This window comes from Hymenobacter lapidarius (assembly GCF_001816145.1).
Classification (GTDB): Bacteria; Bacteroidota; Bacteroidia; order Cytophagales; family Hymenobacteraceae; genus Hymenobacter; species Hymenobacter lapidarius.
Genome location: NZ_MDZB01000074.1, coordinates 36,673 through 58,051 on the forward strand (window position 1 = coordinate 36,673; position 21,379 = coordinate 58,051).

Genomic DNA, 21,379 nt, shown 5'->3' on the forward strand with positions numbered 1-21,379 from the left:
CGTCAGCCGGGCAGTTGTAACCAGGAAGCTGGCTCAGGCCATTAGCAGGCGCGAAGCACCGCTTCGCGCTACTTTCGTCTATGCTCACGATACTGCTCGCTGCCTTGCTGATGACTTCTCCCAATCCTCCGGCGCCGGAATGGCGCACCCCTTTTGAAACCGGCGGGGGCAACACCACGGCCACCCACGCCGAGTGCATTGCTTACTACCAAAGACTGGCCACGGCCTATCCCGCGCATCTTCACCTGGCCGAAGCCGGCCCCACCGACTCCGGCCGGCCCCTGCACGAGGTGGTGCTCTCACCTGACGGCGACACCGACCCGGCCAGTGTGCGCCGGAAAAACCGCCGCATCCTGTTCATTCAAAACGGCATTCACCCCGGCGAGCCCGAGGGCATCGACGCCAGCATGATGCTGGCCCGTGACCTCATGCAGCAGCCCAAGCTGCAAAAGCTACTGGCCACGGTCACGGTGGTGATTGTGCCCATTTACAACGTGGAAGGCGCCCTGAACCGCAACAGCACCACCCGCGCCAACCAGAACGGCCCCGCCGAATATGGTTTCCGGGGCAACGCCCGGCACCTCGACCTGAACCGCGACTACATCAAGCAGGACTCGCGCAATGCCCGCTCGTTTGCCGCGCTGTTTCAGAAGTGGCAACCTGATGTGTTCGTGGACACACACACGTCTAATGGTGCTGACTACCAGTACACCATGACGCTCATTCCGACCCAGCACAGCAAGCTGGCGCCGGCGCTGGGCCGCTACCTGCAGCAGCAGCTCCTGCCGGCCCTCTACAAAGGCATGGACAAGAAGAAGTGGCCTATGACGCCCTACGTGGACTTCAATGGCCAGACGCCCGAAAGCGGCCTGCGGGCTTTTCTGGAAACGCCGCGCTACTCCACCGGCTACGCGGCGCTGTTCAACACCATCGGCTTTATGCCCGAAACGCACATGCTGAAGGCCTTTGCGCCGCGGGTACACGCCACTTATGATTTCCTGAAAACCATGCTCGAAACCGTGGGCCAGCAGGCGGAGCTATTGGCCGCCGCCCGCGCCCAGGCCACCGCCGACCTAGCCACCCAAAGCACCTTCCCCTTGGCCTGGACCCTGGACGAAAGCCAGCACGAAACGGTGCAGTTCCGCGGCTACGAGGGCCGGATGAAACCCAGCGACGTGAGCGGCCAGCCCCGCCTCTACTACGACCGCACGGCGCCCTTCACCCGGCCCGTGAAGCACTACAACACCTACCAGCCCACCGCTACCGCCACCCGGCCCACGGCTTACCTTATTCCCCAAGCCTGGGGCGAAGTGGTGGAAATCCTGCGCCGCAACGGGGCCACGCTGGAACCCCTGGCCGCCGATGTGACCCTGCCCGTGGAAGTGCAGTACCTGGAAGACTACAAAACCAGCCCGCGGGCCTACGAAGGCCACTACCTGCACAGCCAGGTGAAGCTGCGCACGGCCACCGAAACAGTGGCCTTCCACCGGGGCGACTACGTGGTGTACCTGCGCGCCGGAGCCCCCATCCGCTACCTCCTGGAAACGCTGGAGCCGCAAGCCACGGACTCCTTCTTCGCCTGGGGCTTCTTCGACAGCGTGCTGCAGCAGAAAGAGCATTTCTCCGACTACGTGTTCGAGGACCTGGCCGCCGACCTGCTCCGCCGCGACCCCGCGCTGCGCGAACGCCTGGAAGCGTTGAAAAAACAAAACCCCGCTTTCGCCAGCAACGGCGCCGCGCAGCTGGAATGGGTGTACCTCAATTCGCCCTACCACGAAAAAGGATTCAACCGCTACCCGGTGGCGCGCTGGCTGGGCACGGGGCAGCTGTAGGGCGACCAAAACGCAAAAATGCCCCACGCACCATTCGGAACGCAGGGCATTTGCGTTTTTATTCACGGACTAAAAGTCCGGGCTGTATTGCGTTACCGCCTACGCCGCGGCTTTTCTTCTTCGTCCTCGTCGTCCTCATCTTCCCCGAACGTGGGCATGGTGAACATGGAGGAGAGCAAATCCTTGAACTGCGCGCCGGCCGTGAGGCGGTTGCGCGAAATCAGGCTGTGCTCGCTCAGGCCGTGGAGCAAGAACTCCATGAGGAAATAGGTGTGCTCGGACGTTTCATTGGGATGCAGCTCGGTCACGATGTCGCGTAGGCCGGGCACCTGGTCGAGGGCCTTTTTGTAGTCCTCCGTGCTGGCGTCGTGCAGCAGGTCCAGGGTATTGCCGTTACCGAACCACTCCTGAATGGCCTTGTAGGGCGAGGGGCGGTTTTTGAGCTTCTTGCTCTTGTCGGGGTCGGGGAAGTACTGGAGGAAGAGCGTGCGGATGGCCTTGCCCATCAGCTTTTCGGCTACGATGCCGGCTCCCTCCTGCTCGCCTTCGTACACCAGCTCCACCTTGCCGGTGATGGCGGGCACGGCCGAGATAAAGTCGCCCAAGCGCACGTAGGTATTGGCTTCACCGTTCACCAGCGCGCGGCGCTCAGCGCCAGCTATCACCTGCTCGTAGGCCGAGATGGTGAGGCGGGCCGACACGCCCGACTTGGCGTCCACGAACTCGGAGCCGCGGGCTTCCACAGCCACCTGCTCCACCAAGTCGTGAATGACTTCGTTGCTGGTCACCATGCCGCGCTGCTCGTCTTTGATGCGGGCCTCCTGCTTGGTGATGCGCTTGCCGATTTCGATGGATTTCGGGTAGTGCGTGATAATCTGGGCGTCAATCCGGTCCTTGAGCGGCGTCACGATGCTGCCGCGGTTGGTGTAGTCCTCAGGGTTGGCCGTGAACACGAACTGGATATCCAGCGGCAGCCGCACCTTGAAACCGCGAATCTGAATGTCGCCTTCCTGCAAAATATTGAACAGCGACACCTGAATGCGGGCCTGCAGGTCGGGCAGCTCGTTTATCACGAAAATGCCCCGGTGCGCCCGCGGAATCAGCCCGAAGTGAATCACCCGCTCGTCGGAATAAGGCAGTTTCAGCGTGGCGGCTTTGATGGGGTCGGCGTCGCCGATGAGGTCGGCCACCGACACATCGGGCGTCGCCAGCTTCTCGGTGTACCGGTCGTCGCGGTGCATCCAGGTCACGGGTGTGTCGTCGCCGTGCTCAGCAATGAGGTTTTTGGCGAACACCGACAGCGGCTGGAGCGGGTCGTCGTTGAGCTCGGAGCCGGCCACCACGGGCATGTATTCATCGAGTAGGTTGATGAGCAGGCGCGCAATGCGGGTTTTGGCCTGCCCGCGCAAGCCCAGCAGGTTGATGTGGTGCCCGGCCAGAATGGCGCGCTGCAGCTCCGGAATTACCGTTTCCTCGTAGCCGAAGATGCCGGGGAAAACGTCCTCTTTAAGCCGGAGCTTGCGAATAAGATTCTCCCGAAGCTCCGCTTTCACGGTGCGGGATTTGTAGCCGGACTTTTTGAGCTGGCCGAGCGTGGTGATGTGTGCGGAATGATTGGTTGGAAGCGGTTGATTGGCCATGAAGGGGATTATATTGTCGTCTTGAAGAGCGCGAAGGACCTTGTCACGTTCGCGCCGTGTGTATAAATAAGTGCTAACTCAGGCTGCCGTGATAAGAGGCTTCCTGCGTCAGCCTGACGGGTAGCTACAGCGTCTTGCGGCGGTTTTTCTTGTAGTCCTCGAACACCAGGTGCCCCAGTCCTTTCAGGCCCGAGTAGTAGGCTTTGCCCTGGTTCACCTCCGTAAATTCTTCCACGAACTTCTGCAGATACGGGTCGGAGGTAATCATGAACGTGGTGATGGGTATGTGGACGCGGCGGGCGGCGGCGGCCAGGTTCAGCGTCTTGTTCACCACTTTGCGGTCGAGGCCGAAGGCATTTTTATAGTAGCCGTTGCCTTCTTTGAGGCAGGTAGGCTTTCCGTCGGTAATCATGAAAATCTGCTTGTTGGGCGTTTTGCGCTTGCGCAGCAGGTCCATGGCCAGCTCCAGGCCGGCCACGGTATTGGTGTGGTAGGGGCCCACCTGCAGGTACGGCAAATCCTTGATTTCAATCTGCCAGGCGTCGTTGCCGAACACGATGACGTCGAGAAAATCTTTAGGATAATTCTGCTTTACCAGTTCGGCCAGGGCCATCGCCACTTTTTTGGCCGGCGTAATACGGTCCTCGCCGTAGAGTATCATGGAGTGCGAGATGTCAATCATCAGCACAGTGCTGGTCTGCGACTTGTGCTCGTTTTCGCGCACTTCCAGGTCGCCCTCGGTCAGCATAAACTCGCCGCCTTCCATGCCGTGGTTGAGCTGGGCGTTGCGGATGGATTCGGTCATCTGGATGGACTCCATCGAGTCGCCGAAGCGGAACTCGCGCAGGTCGGTACTCTGCTCATCGCCCTGGCCGGTGTGGGGCGTGCGGTGGTTGCCGGTGCTACTCTTTTTCAGCTTGCCGAAAATCTCCTCTAATGCACTCTTACGAATGCCCTGCTCAGTCTTGGGCGTAATCTTGAACTCCCCCTTTTGCTGCTCATTCTCATCAATGTAGCCCTTTTTCTTCAGGTCATCAATGAAATTGCCCATGCCGTAGTTATCGTCGGTGAGGCCGTACTGCTTGTCAAGCTCGTTGAGCCACTGCAGGGCCTCGCCCACGTCGCCGGAGGTGATGGTAACAAGCTGCATAAACAGCTTAAATAAGGATTCAAAGCCCTTTTCGGGCTGGTCTTCGGGCACAAAATCGCGGAAGCGGAAGCCAACGGCCATATAGTCAGTGAACAGGTATCAGTTAGCAATTAATAATTCGAAAGGCTGCGGCTACTTAGGCTGGCAGCCCCATAAATTGGCTCCGAAAACAACAGTGAGGCGGGCAATGTTCAATTCGGGTCGTGCGGTCAGCTTTGGCTTGCCGTGGCAGGTACTCAGGAATTCACAACTCACTTAACGGCAAGCGAAAGCTTACTTCCCAACGTATGAAAGCCATTTGGAACAACACCGTCATTGCCGAGAGCAATGATACCGTAGTCGTTGAAAACAACCACTACTTCCCAGCCGATGCCATCAAAAAAGAGTTTTTTGAGGACAGCGTCGCCCAGACTTCCTGCCCCTGGAAAGGCCGCGCCAGCTACTACTCCCTGAGCGTGAACGGCGAGAAGAACAAAGACGCCGCCTGGTATTACCCCGAGCCCAAGGACGCCGCCAAGGAAATCAAAGGTCGCGTGGCGTTCTGGAAAGGCGTGAAAGTGGAGAAGTAATGCCCAAGCAAGGGGATTAAACCATTCAACAGTACCACAAAAAAGCGGCCGACCCTCATTGCGAAGGCCGGCCGCTTTTTTCATTTCCACGCAGTACTTACGAAATCCATTTGAATTTGTATTCCAATTTGGGTACGGGCATGCGGTCGGCCACGCGGCGCAGGCGGTTGGGCAGGGCCATGATGTAGTCGCGGGCCTTTTCGGCGGGGCCGTTGAGGTCGGTGATGTGCTCAATTTTCCAGTCGTGAATGAGCGAGTCCAGAATATCGGTGTAGTCGGCACTGGTGTACACGCCGATGCGCTGGGCGGCGTCGGTGAAGTGGCCAAAGGTCTTGCCCATCTCGATGCCCATTTCACGCATGTAGTGGGCGGGCATCACAATTTTCTTGCGCATCATGTCCTCGAAGGCCAGCATCATTTCGCTGGGGTCCACTTCGAAGATTTTCTCTACGAAGGTCTTGTACACGCGGGCGTGGCGGTTCTCGTCGCCGGCAATCATGCCGCAGATTTTCGAGAGCTGGTCGTCGCCGGCGGTGCGGGCGAGCTGGCCCACGCGGCGGTGCGAAATGTTGGTGGCCTGTTCTTGGTAGCTGGTATAGATGAAGGCGCGGTACGGGTCGTGGGCCGTACCCAGGTCGAAGCCGTCGTTGATGAGGTACTGGGTGGATACTTCAAACTCGCGCATGTTGACGCGGCCCGAGAGGTAAAGGTAGCGGTTGAGCAGGTCGCCGTGGCGGTTTTCCTCGGCGGTCCAGCCCCGAATCCACTCGGCCCAGCCGTTGTTGGGGTCGCGGTTCAGGTCGTCGAGCTCGTGAAACCAAGCTTCGTAGTTGGGCAGGGCCTCCTCGGTGATGGTGTCGCCGATGAGCACGGCCAGCAGGTCGTAGCTGAGGTTGCCGGCCTTCTCGCGCAGCTCCTTCACCTCGTCGAAAAACGTATCCTGCCGCGAGTCCGGCAAAAAGTCGGCGGGCTGCCAGCTTTCTTCCACATTCTTGAGGAAGGTGTTCATGTTGGCTTTCAGAAAACCCTCCATGTGCTGGAGGACTTCGGCGCGGGAAGTCATAGTGGAAGAGAGCATAGGAGGACGCAATTGCGTGAGTAATTATGGAGGAAACGCTTTTGGCAAAGCAAAGGTCCGCTGAGGCGGCACGGAGGCGGGTATAAAATTATGGCATTACTAAAATGCGTTGGCATAAAGTGGAGGCGAAATGCGCGTGTATCGTGGCCCACTGCAAGTTCAGTGCCCCTTTCACCGCACAACCGGCCGGTAATAATACAGCGAAGTATCGGCCGGGAAAACCTCAACTGTTTCCAATGTAACAACTGGCACCCGCCCCGCAGCTTCAAACCGAGAACGCCGATTGAGCCACTGTGCCGTTTCGGCCGACAGCAGCCACTGTGTAGCAGGCGCCGCCAGCGCCAGGCGGCGCAGGCACTCGGCCTGCCCCGGCGCGCCGGTGAGGTGCCGCCGTAGCGCGGCCTGCGAAGGGTCGTGCGACTGCCACCCGGACAGTTCCAATACCAAACCGGGCCCCGCAGTATACACGCGAAACGGCGACAGGCTTTTGAGTAAGTCGTTGGTTCCGGCCAGTATCCGCGTGGTGCCGGCCGTGCGCTGCGCCAACTGCGCCCAGGCTAACTCGTGCCGGTACTGCTCCCGGCTCAGCACCTGGTAGCGATGCAGCGTTTTGACGCCGTAGAGGGATATTGCAAGCACTCCGAGCACTAGTATTCCCTGCCGTTCCCTGATGGAGAAGAGAAGTTTGAAACCCAACGCTGGCACGGTGGCAAGTGATGCCGAGACAGGTTCAGCCCGAGAATAGTTGAATGCTTTAAATAGAAAAGCAAGGTTCGTGAGCACCCAGAAATCAAGCAAGGGCATGGCTAGGCGCGCCGGCAATTTGTAGATGCCAGCCAACACAACCAGCCCGGCCGCAAATCCCAGCTGCACCAGCCAGAACCACCCGCGGTGTCCCCCGCGGCGCACCACAATAAGGCCGTTGAGCACGAGGGCGAGCAGGAGCGGAAAATAATCACGCACCAGCAGCACGGCACGCACCAGCAGCTTGGCCGGCACCTCGCGCTGCAGGAAATACGCCGCGTCGAAACGGTAGGCCCGCTGACGCAGGCCGGCGTTCACCACGGTGGTGTCGCCCATCAGCCACAGGCCAAGGGCGGCGGTGCCCAGGCTGTCAGCGGGCGTGCGCGGCTGTGGGCGCAGCTGGTCAAAATCCAGGATTTGGGCGAAGTAGGCGTCCCGCATCTGAGTTCGCGCTTCGGTGGGCGTTTGCTGCCACAAAAAGAGGGCCGCGGCCAGGGCCAGACCCAGGAATGCACTCCCGAGCAGCGGAGCAGCCTTGCGCCACCCGCCGGCCAGCAGCACCGCCGCCGGCAGCACCGCGCCCACCGCCACCAGGGCCAGGCTGGGCCGCATCAGCCACGCCGCGCCTACCCCCAGCAACCCAACCAGCAGCGCGCCCCACCGCCCCGGCCGCTGGGCCGCAAACAGCACCGAAGCCCCCGCCAGCAGCAATGCCACCCGCACGAAGCTGAACCAGAGCACGTGCTCCAGCCAGGCCAGCAGGAAAAACCCGAGCAGCGCCAGCGCCAGCCGCTGCGGGGGCAGCCGGGGCCGCAACCACCCGTCGAGCACGGCAAAAGTGAGCACCGTGGCCCAAATCAACAGGCCGCCCAGCAGCCAGCCAAACCACGACACACCTGGCATGGCCGTGTAAGCGGCCGCCAGCACGTGCCCGTAGCCGTGGAAATAAAGCGGCACCGAGGGCACGGGCTGCAGAGCCAGTACTCCGGAAAAGAGCCAGGCCAGGGTGGAGTCATCACTGGATTCATAATAACTCCCCAGCCCCGCCACCGTGCCCAGCACCAGCCCTAGCGGCAGGAGCACCACCCGAAGAAAAATGGCGCGACGGGTATGGTTCGACACAGAAATTATGAATGGAGAAACTACGAAAATAGCACCAGCTAAAGCCCGGCGTTTAGGCCCGGCTAACCGCGTTAAAATTAGCTGCTATTTCATGAGCGCAGGCCGCACCATACCGCCAGGGCCGCGTCGAGCGGAGTGGGCCGGACCGTGCGGCGAAGCAGCGCAAACAGCTCCCGCGCCTCGGCATGGCGGCCGCGCCAGGCGGCCTGGCGCATTTCCCAGCGGAGCCGGGTGGCCAGCGCTGCGCGTTCGGTGGGGCCGGTGGCCAAGGCCAGGGCCTTGTGGCACACTTGATGGTAGAGGCCAGGTACGGGTCGTGCCGCCGGTAGGCGCGGCTGCTCATGCTGCGCGGGTGGATGCGCTTGCGGGTAGTCACCTCGTTCAGGTACAGGAACTGCCACTGGCGGCTGGCTCGCACCCAGAAATCGAAGTCTTCGTAGGCCAGGGTTTCGTCGTAGCCGCCCAGCTGCTGCAGGCAGGCGCGGCGCATCATCATGGTGGGCGTGCTGATGAAGTAGCGCCGCAATACCTCGCCAAATACCCAGCCACTGGCCGGGGCCGGCAGCAGGTTGCCGTGCGCATCGGGGCGGTGGTGGAGGCCCAGAAGCTTGCCGTCTTCGGCCACCAGCTCGGCGTTGGAATACACTACGCCCACATCTGACGCAGCGGCGGCAAACGCGGCCACTTGCTGCGCTACCCGCGCGGGCAGCAGCACGTCATCGGTCGCAAAATCAATCACAAATTCACCCCGGCTCTGAAAAAAAGCCTGATTGAAGGCGCGGCAGTTGCCCACGTTCTCGGGAATCAGCAGCAGATGCCAGGTGGACTGCTGCGCCGCATACTCGCGCAGGATGGCGGCGCTGTCGTCGGTGCTGGCATCGTCCACGAGCCACACTTCCAGACTGGGGTGCGTTTGGCTGAGTATGGAATCCAAAGCCTCCCGCAAAAAGGGCGCATGGTTGTGGCATAGCGCCACAATGGTCACCAGGGGCACGGTGCCAGGGTCCGGAAGCGCAAGATGGGAGGAAGAATCAGACATGAGGCTGAAGTCGCAAATTAAACGAAGAAACCGCGCTTACTGCTGTTAGGCAGCCGTTGCTTATGCGACGTTTTCATGCTCCATCGAAGCACCATTTGCCCGCCAATAAACCCCCAGGCAAGCAGCCAGTACCAGCCCGTAGCGAGTCGCATGGGCCAGCACCGCGCCCGGCAAGCCGTAGCGCGGCAGCAGCAGGGCCAACAGCACCGCAAACACAGCCGCTGAGGTCGCCTGCACCGCTACGTAGGCCCCGGTCCGCGCCGTAGCCACCAGTTGAAAGATAAAAAGCCAGCTCAAAAACTTGGCCCAGTCGCCCACCAGTTGCGGCCCCAGCAGGTCGCCCGCCTGCACCAGATGCGGGGCAAACAGCAGCGGCAGCAGCCAGCTCCGGCAGGCAAACACCACCCCCAGTCCCAGCGCCAGCACCGGCGCCAGCAGCAGCAGCACGCTTTGCAGGTAGGCGCGGGCCGCCCGCGGCTGCGCGCCCAGGGCCGCCAGCCGGGGGTAGAACACGCTGCTCATTACGGCCGCAAACACCATGGTATAATTATCCGAGAGCTTGGCCACTACCTGCCACAGGTCTGTGCGGGCGGCACCGTACGCAGCCAGCAGGTAGTCCCGCAGCACGTAGTCCACAGCCTTGCCAAAGACAAGGGTGCTCACCGCCATCAGCAGGAACTGGCTGAGGCCGCGCACCGCCACGCGGCTGATTGAAGCCGGCCAACGCAGGTGCTGCAACACGCCCGCCCGGGCCGCCAGCCCCAGCGCCGGCAGCACCGTAGCGCCCTGGGCCAACAAATAGGCCAGCAGCACCAGCTCCAGCGAATAGCCCCGCAGCAGCGTAACGCTGGCCGCACCAGTGCCCAGCACCGCCAGGGCTACCGACAGCGCGATGTAGGCCCGCAACCGCCCCGCGGCCAGCAGGGCAGCCCCCAGCAGGCCCTGGGCCGTGAGCAGGCCGATGCCGAACACAAAAGCGCCAATGCTGGCCCACCCCCACCCCAGCAAGCCCTGCGCGGCCAGCACAACCGTGCCCGCAAGCAGCGCTGCCGCGTTGAGACCGGCCGCGGCCCCCAGCCACAGGCGGTAGCGCGGGCTGCCGGGCCGCAGCGGCGCCAGGTACTTCACCACGCCCACGTGCACGCCATCGTTGGGCAGGGTGGTGAACAGAGCCATCAAATTCTGAAACTGCGCGAGCAGCGTGAGCCCACCGGCCGGGGCGTAGGTCGCGAACAGCTTATTGAGCAACAGCGCCCCGGCCGCGCGGGCCACCACGGCCACGCCCGTGCCCAGGGAATTGCGCACAAAGCCGCGCCAAATGGTGAGTTGGGCGGCACGAGTAGTGGTAGCGGCTTGGGGCACGGGCGGCGCGGGGTCAGGCGAATGGGCCCGGCAAATAACGGCACGTCCCCGCGGTCACAGCGGTGCTCTTGTTTTTTGCCTAGGTAAAAGAGAGGTCAATTGCTCGGCCCTGAACTAACCACACAATGACTCAGGCCCAAACTGAACATAAAAGCTCACAGCTAATGGCTTGAAGCTAACGGCTCATTACCTAGAGCTGCTTCTCCCAGCTCAGGCGCAGGCCGGCCACGCCACCCAGATGGCGCTTGAAGCGCAGCAGCGAGGCATTGGGGCCGGAGTCGAGCGTGGACGTGCCCAGGTCCAGCACTGTCATGCCGCTGGCCCGGGCAAAGGCGTGCAGGCCCTCGTTCAGGAGCACCACGGGGCTGAGGGCGTTGCAGCGCAGCGGGCTGGCCGGGTAGAAGTTGTACAGCACTGTTTCGCTCACGCGAATGGCCACCGTGAGTGCGGCCCATGCCCCGTCGGGCTGGCGCACGGAAAACAGGAAATGCTCCTGGGGGAAACGCTGAAACAGCTCCTGCACCCGCGCTAGGGACAGGGAAAGCTGCTGGCCCCGCTCCTGCCGGCAGTCCTCGATAAAGGCATAAGCGGCGGGCAGCAAAAACGGCGGCTCCTGCTCCACGTGCAGGCCGTGGCGCCGGCACTTGTGCAGCCGTCGCCGCTCCGATGGGTGCAGGTGACCTTCGTAATCCTGGGCCGGGTCGAGGTGGTAGTTCTGCTCGGCCAGCACCACCCGGTAGCCGCGCTGGCGCAGGGTTTCGGCCAGCACGGCCGCCCCGGTGGGGTCGTAGGCAAATGGGTAGCCGCGCATGGCCAGCGCCCCCAGCCCGCGCTGGCGAAGCATTGCCTCGGCCACGTCCAGCAGCTGGTGCAGGGCCGGGGGGCGTCATGCCCGGCGCGAGCTGCACGGCGCCAAACGGCGCCTGGGCGGGGCTGCGCGCCACGTCGCTGCCGGGGGCAAGCGCTACGTGTAGCTGCGCCACGGTGCGGCCGGCCGCGGCATCTTCCAGATAAAAGCTCAGCACCGCGTCGGGGCTGGCGGCCAGGGCCTGATGGGCGGGGCGCAGGTACAAGAACGACTCGAAGGCCAGCGGCAGCCGGGGGGCGGTGGGCCCAGCGGTGCTTTCGGCCGTCCACACGCGCAAGCCGGCGGGTGCGGCGGGGCCGCCCGCGGCGGCTGTGCCCAAAGAATGCGTTATTTTCAAACCTGATTTTCGTCGCTCTGCGGGCAAAGTACGGCACTGCCCCCGCGCAAAGCCAGCTTTTGGGCCCGCTCTGCGCGTAAACCTTCGCTCCGGGCAGCATCTTCGGGGCGCCAACGGGCGTAGGATGCCGCAGTGACCCGCCCAGCTTTATCGTTTTTCTTCCCATGACCCCCACCAATTCCGCTGCCAAACCCGCCCCTGGCCCGTCACAGGCCCCCGACGAGGAGCACGAGCCCGCTTTTGGCATCAGCGACCGCGAAGCCATTCTGCAGGCCCGGCACCAGACCGAAACCCTGGGCCAGCGCCCGGGGGCTCTGGTTATTCGGGAGGGCGCCCTGTGGCCGCGGCTGTTCATGATTTCCTACGATGCCAACACGCTCATCGAAAAGGAGTATTCTACTTACGACGAGCTGTGGGCCAGCTTCCAGGGGCGCCCCGACCTGCGCCACTGGGTGGACGTGCGCGGCTACGGCAACCTGGAATTGATGGAGCGCCTCATGCGGGACTTCAACCTGCACCCGCTGCAAATGGAAGACGTGCTTGGCGACTACCAGCGCGCCAAAGTGGACGTTTTCGACGACAACCGCTTGTTTATGGTCTCGCGCATGACTGATTTCACGGCCAGCCTCGAAATCGACGACGACCAGCTCTCGCTCTTCACCGGGCCCAACTACGTGCTCAGCTTTCAGGACGACTACGAAGACTGCCTCGACTCGCTGCGCAACCGCCTGCGCAGCAACTTCAGCCAGATGAAGCGCAAGCCCTCGCTCTACCTGGCCTACGCCATTACCGACGTGGTCATTGACCACTACTTCCCCACCATGGCCGCCATCGGCGACTACATTGAAGGCCTGGAGGAACGGATTTTTTCGGAGCGCCGCGAGCACCGCATGCTCAACCGCATTCTGCGCATCAAGAAGGACATTGTGCGTTTTCGGCGGCTGGTGTACCCGGAGCGCGACAAAATCAGTGAAATCCTGCGCATGCCGGAGGAAGTGATGCCCGACGACATTAAGGTTTTTTTCAAGGATGCCTACGACCACGCCATGCAGGCGCTGGACTTGGCCGAAAGCTACCGAGAAAACATCACCAGCCTCACCGAGCTGTTCCTCTCGGACCAAAGCAACCGCATGAACGAGGTGATGAAGGTACTGACCATCATCAGCGCCATTTTTATTCCCCTAAGCTTCGTGGCCGGCGTCTACGGCATGAACTTTCAGCGTGAAGCCCCGCCTGCGGGCGCCAACCCGCTGAATATGCCGGAGCTCTACCAGCCCTGGGGCTACCCCGCCGTGCTCGGCCTCATGGCCCTGATGGTGATAGGCCAGCTCGTCTACTTCTGGCGGAAAGGCTGGATGTCGAAACAACGGTAAACAGGCTGTCATGCCGAGCGCAACCGAGGCATCTCGCCCGCTACGTTGAACGGTGCGAGCGAGATGCCTCGGCTGCGCTCGGCATGACCCAATTAAGCAAGGTTACTCCTGCCCTAATGGCTTGAGGCGATTAGCTCAACATCCAGCTGCTGCCTTACCTGCGCTACCCGCTCGGCTACTGTGCCCTGCAGCAGCGTGTAGGAAATATGGAAGTGGTCGAGCTGCATGAGCACCATGCCGTGCTGAAAGCTGCGCAGGGCTTCGGGCCCGCGCCAGCCGTCTTGCTCAAAGGGCACGGTGGGCGCGCACACAAACATGTGGGCGTAGCGCTGGCCGCACACTGCCGCCATGGCTTGCAGAGCGGGGTCACAGGCGTGGAAATAGTAGTAGGAATACAGCGCCGTGGTCGCGGCGTTGGTGTCACAAAACAACACGCCCCGGGCGACGGCCGCGGCCTCGTCTTCCAGCTCGGCGTGGCGGCGCGCAATGTAGAGCAGGTCTTCGTATTCCAGGTTGCCGTTTTTTTGCTCGTGCAGGGTGCGGCCGTATTCCGGCACCCATGCCGTGTGGTACGCCTCGGCCAGGGCCTGGCACAGAGTCGATTTGCCGCTGCTTTCGGCTCCCAGCAACACCACGCGCGGCACCTGGGCGGGCGGCACCGTGCCCAGCTGCGCCGCCACCAGCGGATGCAGGTAGCGGGCCACCGGCGCGGCATTGTGGCGGGCAGCGGTGCCCGAAACGGGCACCTGCGCCCGGGCCCGGTCCACAGCTATGTGGGGCACTCCCAGGTGCGCTGCAAAGCCCGGACCGTAGTCCTCGCTGCTGAAAACTACCGCCACTCGCAGCCCCTGCCGGTGCAGCCACCCGCGCACAAACTCCCGCTGAACGGCATCCTCGGCCGCATCCGGCGGCACCCCGTCCTCCTCTGCAGACAGGGCGATAATCCGGAGCGGTGTGGTGCCAATGCGGAGGCCGGCCGCAACTTCGTCGCCGCGGTACAACTCCCGGAGCCAGCCGGCGCGCACAGCCGCCGGCATGGTGGCCGAATCGGGGTTAGCGTACACCAGCACCAGTAGTTCCGCTACCTGGGCCGCGGCGGTTTCGAGTAGCAGCTGGTGGCCCCGGTGGGGCGGCCAGAACTTACCCACCACGAGACCCGTCTCAAAGGAATGCGTCATAAAAGGTTGGAAGCAGCCTGATTTGGGGCAGCCAGCGGTAACGGGTAGGCGGCGCTACGGTAGCGTCACTTTAAGCTCGGTGCGGCGCAGCTCGCGGCCCACCAGGCGCACCAGTTGGTAAGTGTCGGTGGTGGCGTCGTAGCTCAGGCCAACGCCAGTGCCGGTGCTAGGCAGCGCCGCTCCGCCCAGCAGGCGGCCTTTGCCATCGTAGAGAAATACCTGGCCGGGACCGGGCTCGGTGATGGCCACCACGCGCCGGCCTTTGCCAAAATCAAAATACTGCACCGGCTTCTCGCCCGACGTCACAAACCGCTGGGTGATGAGCGGCGCCACTTGGTCGGGGAAGTACAAGTCGAGTTGGTTACCATCTTCCCGGACTACCGCGTAGGTTCGGCCCTGCGCGTCGGGCACCAGGTGGAAGCGTGCGGTGCGGCTCCAGGTAGCCACCCGGCGCCGGTTCAGGACGTCGCCGCTCAGGGTGAAGGTCACCAGCTCGCCGTGCTGGTTCACCACCTTGAGCTGGGTGCGCCCCAGCGTGCTGGCGGCCTGCACGAGCACATCGCCGGCCAGGCGCGCGCCCATGCTCACCGGAAAGCCCGGAAACAGACTTCCCAGCCCGTCGAAGGCGTACACGTACCCGTTTTGCAGGGGCACCACCACCGCATCGCGGCCGCTCACGTTGAACAGCGCGGGCCGCCCGGCCAATGGGAAATCGAGCCGCTTGGGCTGCCAGCCGGGAAAGAGCCGGCCTTTGGCGTCGAGCAGCAGCAAGTCGTTGCCGGCCGTGACGGCCAGCAGCCGGGTGGCGGTAGCCGGTGTGGCGCCCGGCGCTGCCATCAGGGCGGCCACCCGCACGGTATCCGGCAGGTTAAGCGGGAAAGGCAGCAGGTCTTGCCCGTCGCTTCCAAACAGGTGAAGCCGGTACCCCGCGCCCACCAGCAGGCCGCTGGGTCCACCACTGCCGGCCGCCACCAACCGCGCCCCCACGGCCGGCCCGGTCAAAGTATCAGACCAGAGCAAGGTATTATCGGCGCTCACGTAGTGTAGCGCGCGGGCAGAGTCCTGCACCACCACGGCGGGAATGCGCGTGCCGGCGGCCGGCAGCAGCGTAGGCAAGCCCGTGAGTGGGTACTTAAAGGTGATGACCCGGCCATTGGCGGCCGCCCCGGCCGTTTGGGCGGAGGCCGGGCCCAGGTCCGGGTGGCGCAGCAGCAGCTGGGTAAAATACTGGGCTTCGGGGTTGGCTTCGTTGGTGGCGGGCAGTAGCTGCCAGGCTATTTGCGGGAACCGCTTAAACAGGCCTTCGTTGCGGAGCAGGCCGGCCCGGCGCTCCTCCGTGAGCACGCCCAGCAAGGCGTTCCAGCTGTTGCGCGTGTCCACGAACACGCTCAGGCGAGCCCGTGGCAGGGTTTCCTGCAAAAACGAAACCTGGGCCGGCGTCTGGGCCCAGGTGAGGCCGGCCACCACATCGGCCAGGTAGCCGTTGAGGGTGAGCTGGTCGGAAAAAACGAGGTAGTCTCCCACCAACACGGCGGCCCCGGCCCGGGCCTCTACCTCGTAGGGCTGCGCGGGGTTGAGCAGGGGGCCCAGCGCCGCGGCCTCGGAGAAGCTCACCGGGTGTATTTGGTAGGGGCCCACTTTGGTGAAAGCCGGCGAGGTGCCGTAGAGACGCCGCAAGCGGGCCAGCCACTGCGCGGTGCGGGCGGGGGCCACGCAGCGCACAAACGCCAGCCGCCCCGGCTGGCCCCGGGCCGTGCTGGTAGCCAGGTAGCCGATGGCCATTTCCCCACCAAAACCTGCCCGCAGGCTGTCCAGCGCAGCGCTACGGCCCGAGGAGTCGGCCACCGCCGGACCGGAGGCCGGCCAGGTGCGGGCCGGGGTGGCCGCCAAATGAATGAACAAAGCGGTACGGGTGCTCAGCAAGGAAGCCAGGCCCATGGCCTGGGGCTGCTGGCCACGCATGCGCTGCTGGAGCGTGCCCCGGGCCGTTTCGGGATTGGAGAAGCCCTGGAGCTGGGCCCGGCTGCCGGCCAGCTTCAGGCCCAGCAGGCCTTCGGACACCAGGCCCGTCAACTGGTCGAAGGGCCCGTGCGCATCGCGCCGAAACATGACGTCCAGAAACTGCGGCAGGCGGCGATAATTCACCAGCAGCGAGGCGTCCATGCCGCGCAGCTTGAGAACATCGACCGAGCCAAAGGCGGCCACCACCGTGGGTGCTTTGGGGTGGGCCAGCCGCCGCACCACGGCCTCTACAAGCGCCGGATTGGCACTGATAAGCAACCGGTTGCGGTAATTAAACACCGTTATACTGCCTTCGCTGTTGCGTTCGGTGAGCACGGTCAGCTCCTGGTCCTCGTAGTCGCGGGTGGTGAGGCGGTAGCGCCCGTCGCGGCCCAGGGTTTCGAGCAGGCTCCGTACTTGCCGGAGCTCGCTCACCCGGCTCAGGGGCACTTGGTAGAGCACATCAAACTCCCGGGCCGACGTGACGTGCACGGAGGTAATGACCAGCTTGCGGCCCAACAGGGCCAGCAGGCCGCCGTTGCGGCGCCGGCTGGCCCCGCCGCCGGTCAGGCTGTCGGCCAGGGCCAGGTGCCCGGCCGCCTGCTGGAAGTAGCGCACCGCCGTGAGATTATCCCATAGCTCGGTTTCCTGCAGGTGGCGCACCAGCGCGGGGTGGTCGTGGGTGCTCAGCACAAGCACCGCGTCGTCGGGCACCAGGCTGTAGGAGTCGACGGGGGCCGCCGCCAGCGTGCGCCGGTAGTACACGTACGTGGCCAGCGAGAGCAGGAGCAGCAGGGCGATGAGTAGCGCCAGGAGCTTACGGGACATGCGAAAGAAAGCGGATGACGGGCGACGAAAGTACGGCCGAAGCCGGTTTACTGCCGCTGCCTCAAGCACCGGAGCCGTAGACTGGCTGGCCCCGCCCGCAAGTTATCGGGCCAGCGCCCTTGGGTGTTAGCGGCGCGGGCCACCCGGCGGCGTGGCCCGCCCGAAGGTGGCCAGCCGCAGCGGGTAGCCCAACGTGGCGCTCACCCCCGAGCCGCGCACGTGCAGCGTGGTAGCGCCGCGCTGCGGACCGTAGCGGTATTCCACCGGCACGAGCAGCATATCGGTCAGGCCCTGAGTGTAGTACACGCTCAGGGTCAGCCGCTCCTTGCCCCGGCGGTAGAAGCGCGCCGTGACGCCGCCGACAAGAAACTGCCCCCACTGGCGGCGCACGATGATGGTTTCGCGGAACTCAATTTCGTCATAGAGCCCGCCGCCGCCGCTGAGCCCGCCGCAGTCCAGGCAGTTATTACCGATTCGGTTCAGGCCGCCCCCGAATACCGCATCAAGCCGGAAGCTGGCCAGGTAAGTGTGCCGGACGGTATCAATTTCCTTGATGTTGTACTCCTTGATTGTTTTGCTGACCAGGAGTGGAAACTGGTGCATGTACACCCCCTTTCCAGCGCCCCGCCATCCCACGTAAGGCGGACTGGGCCTGTACTGCTTCGGAAGTTCGATGCTGTAGGCCCAGCCCAATTCGCTGCCGCTGTAGCCGGTAGCGAGGCCCAGCTTTTCGCTCAGCTGCAGCCGCAACATTCCCACGCCCTGCACCCCGAAACTTAGTTTACTGTGGGCTTTGAAGGGAGCTTCTCCCTTCCCGAAATAAGCCCCTTCGGCAGAATTATGGTTGATGCCCGCTCGTAGGTCGAGGTACAGCTTGCTTTGCGCGTGGCCGGTTTTCGGCAGACTGAGCACCACAAGCAGCAGCGGTAGAAGGAGACGAATAGGGAAGAATAGTGATTTTAGTATGGGCAACGTTTCTTTCTACTCCCTATTGTGCCGCGAAACAGCGGGCGGCCTTTCCGTTCGATAAGCGCTATGCTGAAGCTGATTCGTCAGAGCTACCCACCTGCGGACGCGTACGCAGCAGGCCCGCCCGGGGCGAATTCTGACTTAATTACGCTTCCGTTAATGCAGGCATGCCTTCCGCAGCGGGGCTTTTGCTTTTCTTTGACAAAAATCTTCGTTTTCTATGACCGAACCTCAACCCTCACAACCCCATTTTCAGCGGGCCATTACCCTCTTCGATGCCATCATGCTTGTCACGGGCAGCATGATAGGCTCGGGCATTTTCATCGTCTCGGCCGACATTTCCCGCAAAGTGGGCTCCGCGGGCTGGCTGCTGGTGGTGTGGCTGCTCACGGGCGTCATCACCATGGCCGGCGCCATCAGCTACGGCGAGCTGGCCAGCATGTTCCCCAAAGTAGGCGGCCAGTACGTGTACCTGCGCGAGGCCTTCGGCCGCCTCACCGCTTTCCTCTACGGCTGGACGCTCTTCCTCGTGATTCAGACCGGCGTGATTGCGGCCGTGGCCGTGGCCTTTGCCAAGTTCACCGGGGTGCTGCTGCCGTATTTCAGCGTGAGCAACATCCTGTTTTCGGTGGGCTCCTTTGAGTTCAGCACGGTGCAGCTGCTGGCCATTGCCCTCATTGTGGGCATCACGGCCCTCAACGCGCAGGGCGTGCGCACCGGCAAGCTTATTCAGAACGTACTCGGCAGTACCAAGCTGGTGGCGCTGGGCCTGCTCATTGTGCTGGGCGTAGCGTTGGGCCTGAACTCCGACGCCATTGCCGCCAACTTCGCCGACCTGTGGTCGGCCAGCCGGCACGCGGCGCCGGGCCTCACGCTGCCCACGGTGCCCATTAGCGGCACTACGCTGGTGGTGGCCATCGGCATGGCCATGACCGGGTCGCTGTTCTCCTCCGATTCCTGGAACAACATTGGCTTTGCCGGCGAAGAAATTCAGAACCCCGAACGCACCCTGGTCCGGAGCATGGCCATTGGCACGGCCATCGTCACGGTTCTCTACATTCTAATCAACGTGGTGTACTTGCTGGTGCTGCCGCTAGCGGGCACGCCCGACGCCACCACGCTGGCCGGCCGGGGCATTATGTACGCTACTGACGACCGGGTAGCCACCGCCGTGGCCGAATCGGTACTGGGCCGGGCCGGCGCCTACGTCATGGCCGTGCTCATCATGCTGAGCACCTTTGGGGCCAACAACGGCATCATTCTGAGCGGTGCCCGCGCCTACTTCGCCATGGCCAAAGACGGCCTGTTTTTCCCCGGCCTGGCCCGCCTCAACGGTGCGGGCGTGCCTAGTCGCGCGCTGTGGGCCCAGTGCCTGTGGGCCTGCCTGCTGTGCCTGAGCGGCAAGTACGGGCAGCTGCTCGACTACGTCATGTTCTCGGTTATCCTGTTCTACGTGGTCACCATCATCGGCATTTTTGTGCTGCGCCGCACGCGTCCCGAGGCGCCCCGTCCCTACCGCGCTTGGGGTTACCCCCTGGTGCCGGGCCTGTACGTACTGCTGGCTACCACCTTCTGCATCATCCTGCTTTTCGCCCCCGACACGGCCGAATTCTCGCGCCGTGGCCTGGGCCTGATGGCCCTGGGCCTGCCCGTGTACTTCCTCTTTGGCCGCCGGTTCGGCAGCCGAGCGTAGGCGTACCGGACTAGACGCACTAACTGCACAAAAAAAGGCCTCCCGTATGGGAGGGCCTTTTTTTGTGTGCGTCAACTACGCGGTCCGGCGCGTTGGGCGGCTGGCACGACGCGGCTCGATTAGCGGCGCTTCCTACCCACCTTGGCCCGGGGCGTCAGAGTCACGTTCACGGGCTTGGAACCGCTGACGCGCACCAGCTCGTCCTCGTAGCCGCCGTAGCCGTAGATAAGGGTGTGGTCGTTGCCGCCGGGTACTTCCAGGGTGTAGTTGCCGTTGCCGTCGGTGCTGGTGCCTTTGCTGCTGCCGCGCAGCAACACGGTAGCGCCCACCATGGGGCGGCCGTTCTCGTCTTCTATTCGGCCCGAGAGCGTCATGTTGGCCGGCGCAGCGGGCTCGGGGGCAGCGGCCGGGGCCGGAGCCGGGGCCGCTTCTTCTTCTTCGGCGGGGGCTGGTGCTGCTGCTACCTCCGCTACGGGCGCGGCGCCGGGCGTAGCCGCCGTGGGGCGCACCACAGTCACTGTTTTGTCAGTTGCTTTGGTTTCTTCGGTTTCCGCTTTCTCGGCGGCCGGAGTGGCGGCTTTCAGGCCGGCGGCAACGCTGTCGGCCGCGGTGGGAGCGGTAGCCGTCACAGCGGCGTCGTCGAGCATGAAGGAGGGCGTGACGGAAGCAAGGCCGTCGCCGCCGCCTTTGGGCAGGGCCACGTAGCCCACTACCAGCGCCAGCACCAGGGCCGCCAGCACATACAAGAGCTTGCTGTTGCTGCCGGACACTACGTCCTCGTCCTGGGCGTCCAGGTTCGGGTTGTATACCTCCTCTTCCGTTTTGGGTAGATTTTCTGGGTTCATAGTTTCAAAATGAAATTTAAAAGGGGGTTAAAAGCAAGCTATAATCAGCGGGTAATTAAACTCATCAGCCCGCATATGACACGCAAGTTAACATTTTAGCGCGTTATCCTCAAGAGTAACAAAATATTTTCCTGGTGCCCGCTCATTGGTTCTATCCAATTCCCTGTTGGCGTTTGCACGGGTCAATTTGCAAATTGCGCTTCGGGAACGAAGGCAAATGCGGGCCGCGTGGCTGCCACAAAAAAGCGGGGCCGGCGCTTGCGCACCGGCCCCGCTCGGGGGTTTATAGCTCGTCCGGCGGTGGCCGGCGGGCTTAGTTGTCGCTGATGCTTTCGCTTTGGCCGGCGGGCGTGGCCGGGCCGGTGGGAGCGGGAGCGCCAAAGGGCTGCTCGCGGGTACGCAGCTTGTGGTCCAGCTCGTAGCTGCCCTCCACCTCAAAGCCAGGGCCTTGCGCCTGCTCGCCGGCACCGGTATGGTCGTTGCCGCCCTGAGGGCTGGTTTCCGACCCGCCGATGTGCAGGTTTTCGAGCTGGTCTTTCTGGTTGCTGCGCTCCGTGTAGCCGTTGGCGCCGGTGTTGCGGGCCGCCGAGGGGTCGTTGCTCGATTTGTTGTTGCTCTGGTCCTGCTTGTATTCTTTCTGCTTTTCCAGCTCTTCGTTTTTAGTAAAGTTCTTGTTCTCCGTGATGTCGGCGTGTTCGCCTTCGTCGGTATCGGTGCCGTTGCCGGAAATATTATCAGGTATCATAAGTCA

Annotated in this window: 16 protein-coding genes; 4 read left to right on the forward strand and 12 right to left on the reverse strand. The window is 63.2% G+C overall.

The features are described from left to right. Positions 1-80 precede the first annotated feature (80 nt). The gene (locus BEN47_RS04515; protein WP_070725555.1) at positions 81-1,832 is read left to right on the forward strand and encodes a M14 family metallopeptidase; all 1,752 of its coding nucleotides are present in this window, start codon (positions 81-83) and stop codon (positions 1,830-1,832) included. Positions 1,833-1,924: 92 nt separating this feature from the next. On the opposite strand, the gene BEN47_RS04520 is transcribed toward BEN47_RS04515, so the two are convergent. Next, complete coding sequence (locus tag BEN47_RS04520; protein WP_070725557.1) at positions 1,925-3,472, reverse strand: sigma 54-interacting transcriptional regulator; 1,548 nt, start codon at positions 3,470-3,472, stop codon at positions 1,925-1,927. 124 nt (positions 3,473-3,596) lie between these two features. Beyond that, on the reverse strand, positions 3,597-4,703 hold the full coding sequence (locus BEN47_RS04525; protein WP_070725558.1) for a vWA domain-containing protein: 1,107 nt from the start codon (positions 4,701-4,703) through the stop codon (positions 3,597-3,599). A 206-nt stretch (positions 4,704-4,909) separates the two neighbouring features. Here BEN47_RS04525 and BEN47_RS04530 point away from each other — a divergent pair, with 206 nt between their 5' ends. Further along, entirely contained in the window at positions 4,910-5,191 is a 282-nt protein-coding gene (locus BEN47_RS04530) for a DUF427 domain-containing protein (RefSeq protein WP_070725562.1), read from the forward strand. A 97-nt stretch (positions 5,192-5,288) separates the two neighbouring features. Here BEN47_RS04530 and BEN47_RS04535 read toward each other — a convergent pair whose 3' ends face one another. From BEN47_RS04535 to BEN47_RS04555, 5 genes are all read right to left on the reverse strand, one after another. Beyond that, complete coding sequence (locus tag BEN47_RS04535; protein ID WP_070725564.1) at positions 5,289-6,269, reverse strand: acyl-ACP desaturase; 981 nt, start codon at positions 6,267-6,269, stop codon at positions 5,289-5,291. A gap of 171 nt (positions 6,270-6,440) precedes the next feature. Beyond that, a complete protein-coding gene (locus BEN47_RS20580) occupies positions 6,441-8,135 on the reverse strand; it encodes a hypothetical protein (protein ID WP_070725566.1) in 1,695 nt (564 codons plus the stop codon). Between the two features lie 52 nt (positions 8,136-8,187). Next, a complete protein-coding gene (locus tag BEN47_RS04545) occupies positions 8,188-9,174 on the reverse strand; it encodes a glycosyltransferase (RefSeq protein ID WP_083322115.1) in 987 nt (328 codons plus the stop codon). A 60-nt stretch (positions 9,175-9,234) separates the two neighbouring features. Further along, the gene (locus BEN47_RS21300) at positions 9,235-10,536 is read right to left on the reverse strand and encodes an MATE family efflux transporter (protein ID WP_070725570.1); all 1,302 of its coding nucleotides are present in this window, start codon (positions 10,534-10,536) and stop codon (positions 9,235-9,237) included. A 190-nt stretch (positions 10,537-10,726) separates the two neighbouring features. Then, on the reverse strand, positions 10,727-11,380 hold the full coding sequence (locus BEN47_RS04555; RefSeq protein ID WP_070725572.1) for a hypothetical protein: 654 nt from the start codon (positions 11,378-11,380) through the stop codon (positions 10,727-10,729). A gap of 525 nt (positions 11,381-11,905) precedes the next feature. On the opposite strand from BEN47_RS04555, the gene corA reads away from it, so the two are divergent. Continuing rightward, a complete protein-coding gene (corA, locus tag BEN47_RS04560; RefSeq protein WP_083322116.1) occupies positions 11,906-13,114 on the forward strand; it encodes a magnesium/cobalt transporter CorA in 1,209 nt (402 codons plus the stop codon). 113 nt (positions 13,115-13,227) lie between these two features. On the opposite strand, the gene BEN47_RS04565 is transcribed toward corA, so the two are convergent. The 3 genes from BEN47_RS04565 to BEN47_RS04575 form a co-directional block, all read right to left on the reverse strand. Then, complete coding sequence (locus tag BEN47_RS04565) at positions 13,228-14,292, reverse strand: AAA family ATPase (RefSeq protein WP_070725576.1); 1,065 nt, start codon at positions 14,290-14,292, stop codon at positions 13,228-13,230. A 54-nt stretch (positions 14,293-14,346) separates the two neighbouring features. Continuing rightward, complete coding sequence (locus BEN47_RS04570) at positions 14,347-17,121, reverse strand: hypothetical protein (protein WP_070725577.1); 2,775 nt, start codon at positions 17,119-17,121, stop codon at positions 14,347-14,349. 126 nt (positions 17,122-17,247) lie between these two features. Beyond that, complete coding sequence (locus tag BEN47_RS04575) at positions 17,248-18,036, reverse strand: hypothetical protein (RefSeq protein WP_070725579.1); 789 nt, start codon at positions 18,034-18,036, stop codon at positions 17,248-17,250. Between the two features lie 274 nt (positions 18,037-18,310). Here BEN47_RS04575 and BEN47_RS04580 point away from each other — a divergent pair, with 274 nt between their 5' ends. Further along, positions 18,311-19,783 carry an APC family permease gene (locus BEN47_RS04580; RefSeq protein WP_070725581.1) on the forward strand — a complete coding sequence of 491 codons (1,473 nt, stop codon included), beginning with the start codon at positions 18,311-18,313 and terminating at the stop codon, positions 19,781-19,783. A 119-nt stretch (positions 19,784-19,902) separates the two neighbouring features. Here BEN47_RS04580 and BEN47_RS04585 read toward each other — a convergent pair whose 3' ends face one another. Both BEN47_RS04585 and BEN47_RS04590 read right to left on the reverse strand, forming a co-directional pair. After that, on the reverse strand, positions 19,903-20,628 hold the full coding sequence (locus tag BEN47_RS04585; protein ID WP_070725582.1) for a carboxypeptidase-like regulatory domain-containing protein: 726 nt from the start codon (positions 20,626-20,628) through the stop codon (positions 19,903-19,905). 313 nt (positions 20,629-20,941) lie between these two features. Beyond that, a complete protein-coding gene (locus tag BEN47_RS04590; protein WP_070725584.1) occupies positions 20,942-21,373 on the reverse strand; it encodes a hypothetical protein in 432 nt (143 codons plus the stop codon). Between the last annotated feature and the right edge of the window lie 6 nt (positions 21,374-21,379).

Bases quoted from the DNA above. Each gene is read 5' to 3' on its own strand.
- BEN47_RS04515 (WP_070725555.1), top strand. From the start codon at position 81: ATGCTCACGATACTGCTCGCTGCCTTGCTGATGACTTCTCCCAATCCT.
- BEN47_RS04520 (WP_070725557.1), bottom strand. From the start codon at position 3,472: ATGGCCAATCAACCGCTTCCAACCAATCATTCCGCACACATCACCACG.
- BEN47_RS04525 (WP_070725558.1), bottom strand. From the start codon at position 4,703: ATGGCCGTTGGCTTCCGCTTCCGCGATTTTGTGCCCGAAGACCAGCCC.
- BEN47_RS04530 (WP_070725562.1), top strand. From the start codon at position 4,910: ATGAAAGCCATTTGGAACAACACCGTCATTGCCGAGAGCAATGATACC.
- BEN47_RS04535 (WP_070725564.1), bottom strand. From the start codon at position 6,269: ATGCTCTCTTCCACTATGACTTCCCGCGCCGAAGTCCTCCAGCACATG.
- BEN47_RS04545 (WP_083322115.1), bottom strand. From the start codon at position 9,174: ATGTCTGATTCTTCCTCCCATCTTGCGCTTCCGGACCCTGGCACCGTG.
- BEN47_RS04555 (WP_070725572.1), bottom strand. From the start codon at position 11,380: ATGCTTCGCCAGCGCGGGCTGGGGGCGCTGGCCATGCGCGGCTACCCA.
- corA (WP_083322116.1), top strand. From the start codon at position 11,906: ATGACCCCCACCAATTCCGCTGCCAAACCCGCCCCTGGCCCGTCACAG.
- BEN47_RS04565 (WP_070725576.1), bottom strand. From the start codon at position 14,292: ATGACGCATTCCTTTGAGACGGGTCTCGTGGTGGGTAAGTTCTGGCCG.
- BEN47_RS04570 (WP_070725577.1), bottom strand. From the start codon at position 17,121: ATGTCCCGTAAGCTCCTGGCGCTACTCATCGCCCTGCTGCTCCTGCTC.
- BEN47_RS04580 (WP_070725581.1), top strand. From the start codon at position 18,311: ATGACCGAACCTCAACCCTCACAACCCCATTTTCAGCGGGCCATTACC.
- BEN47_RS04585 (WP_070725582.1), bottom strand. From the start codon at position 20,628: ATGAACCCAGAAAATCTACCCAAAACGGAAGAGGAGGTATACAACCCG.
- BEN47_RS04590 (WP_070725584.1), bottom strand. From the start codon at position 21,373: ATGATACCTGATAATATTTCCGGCAACGGCACCGATACCGACGAAGGC.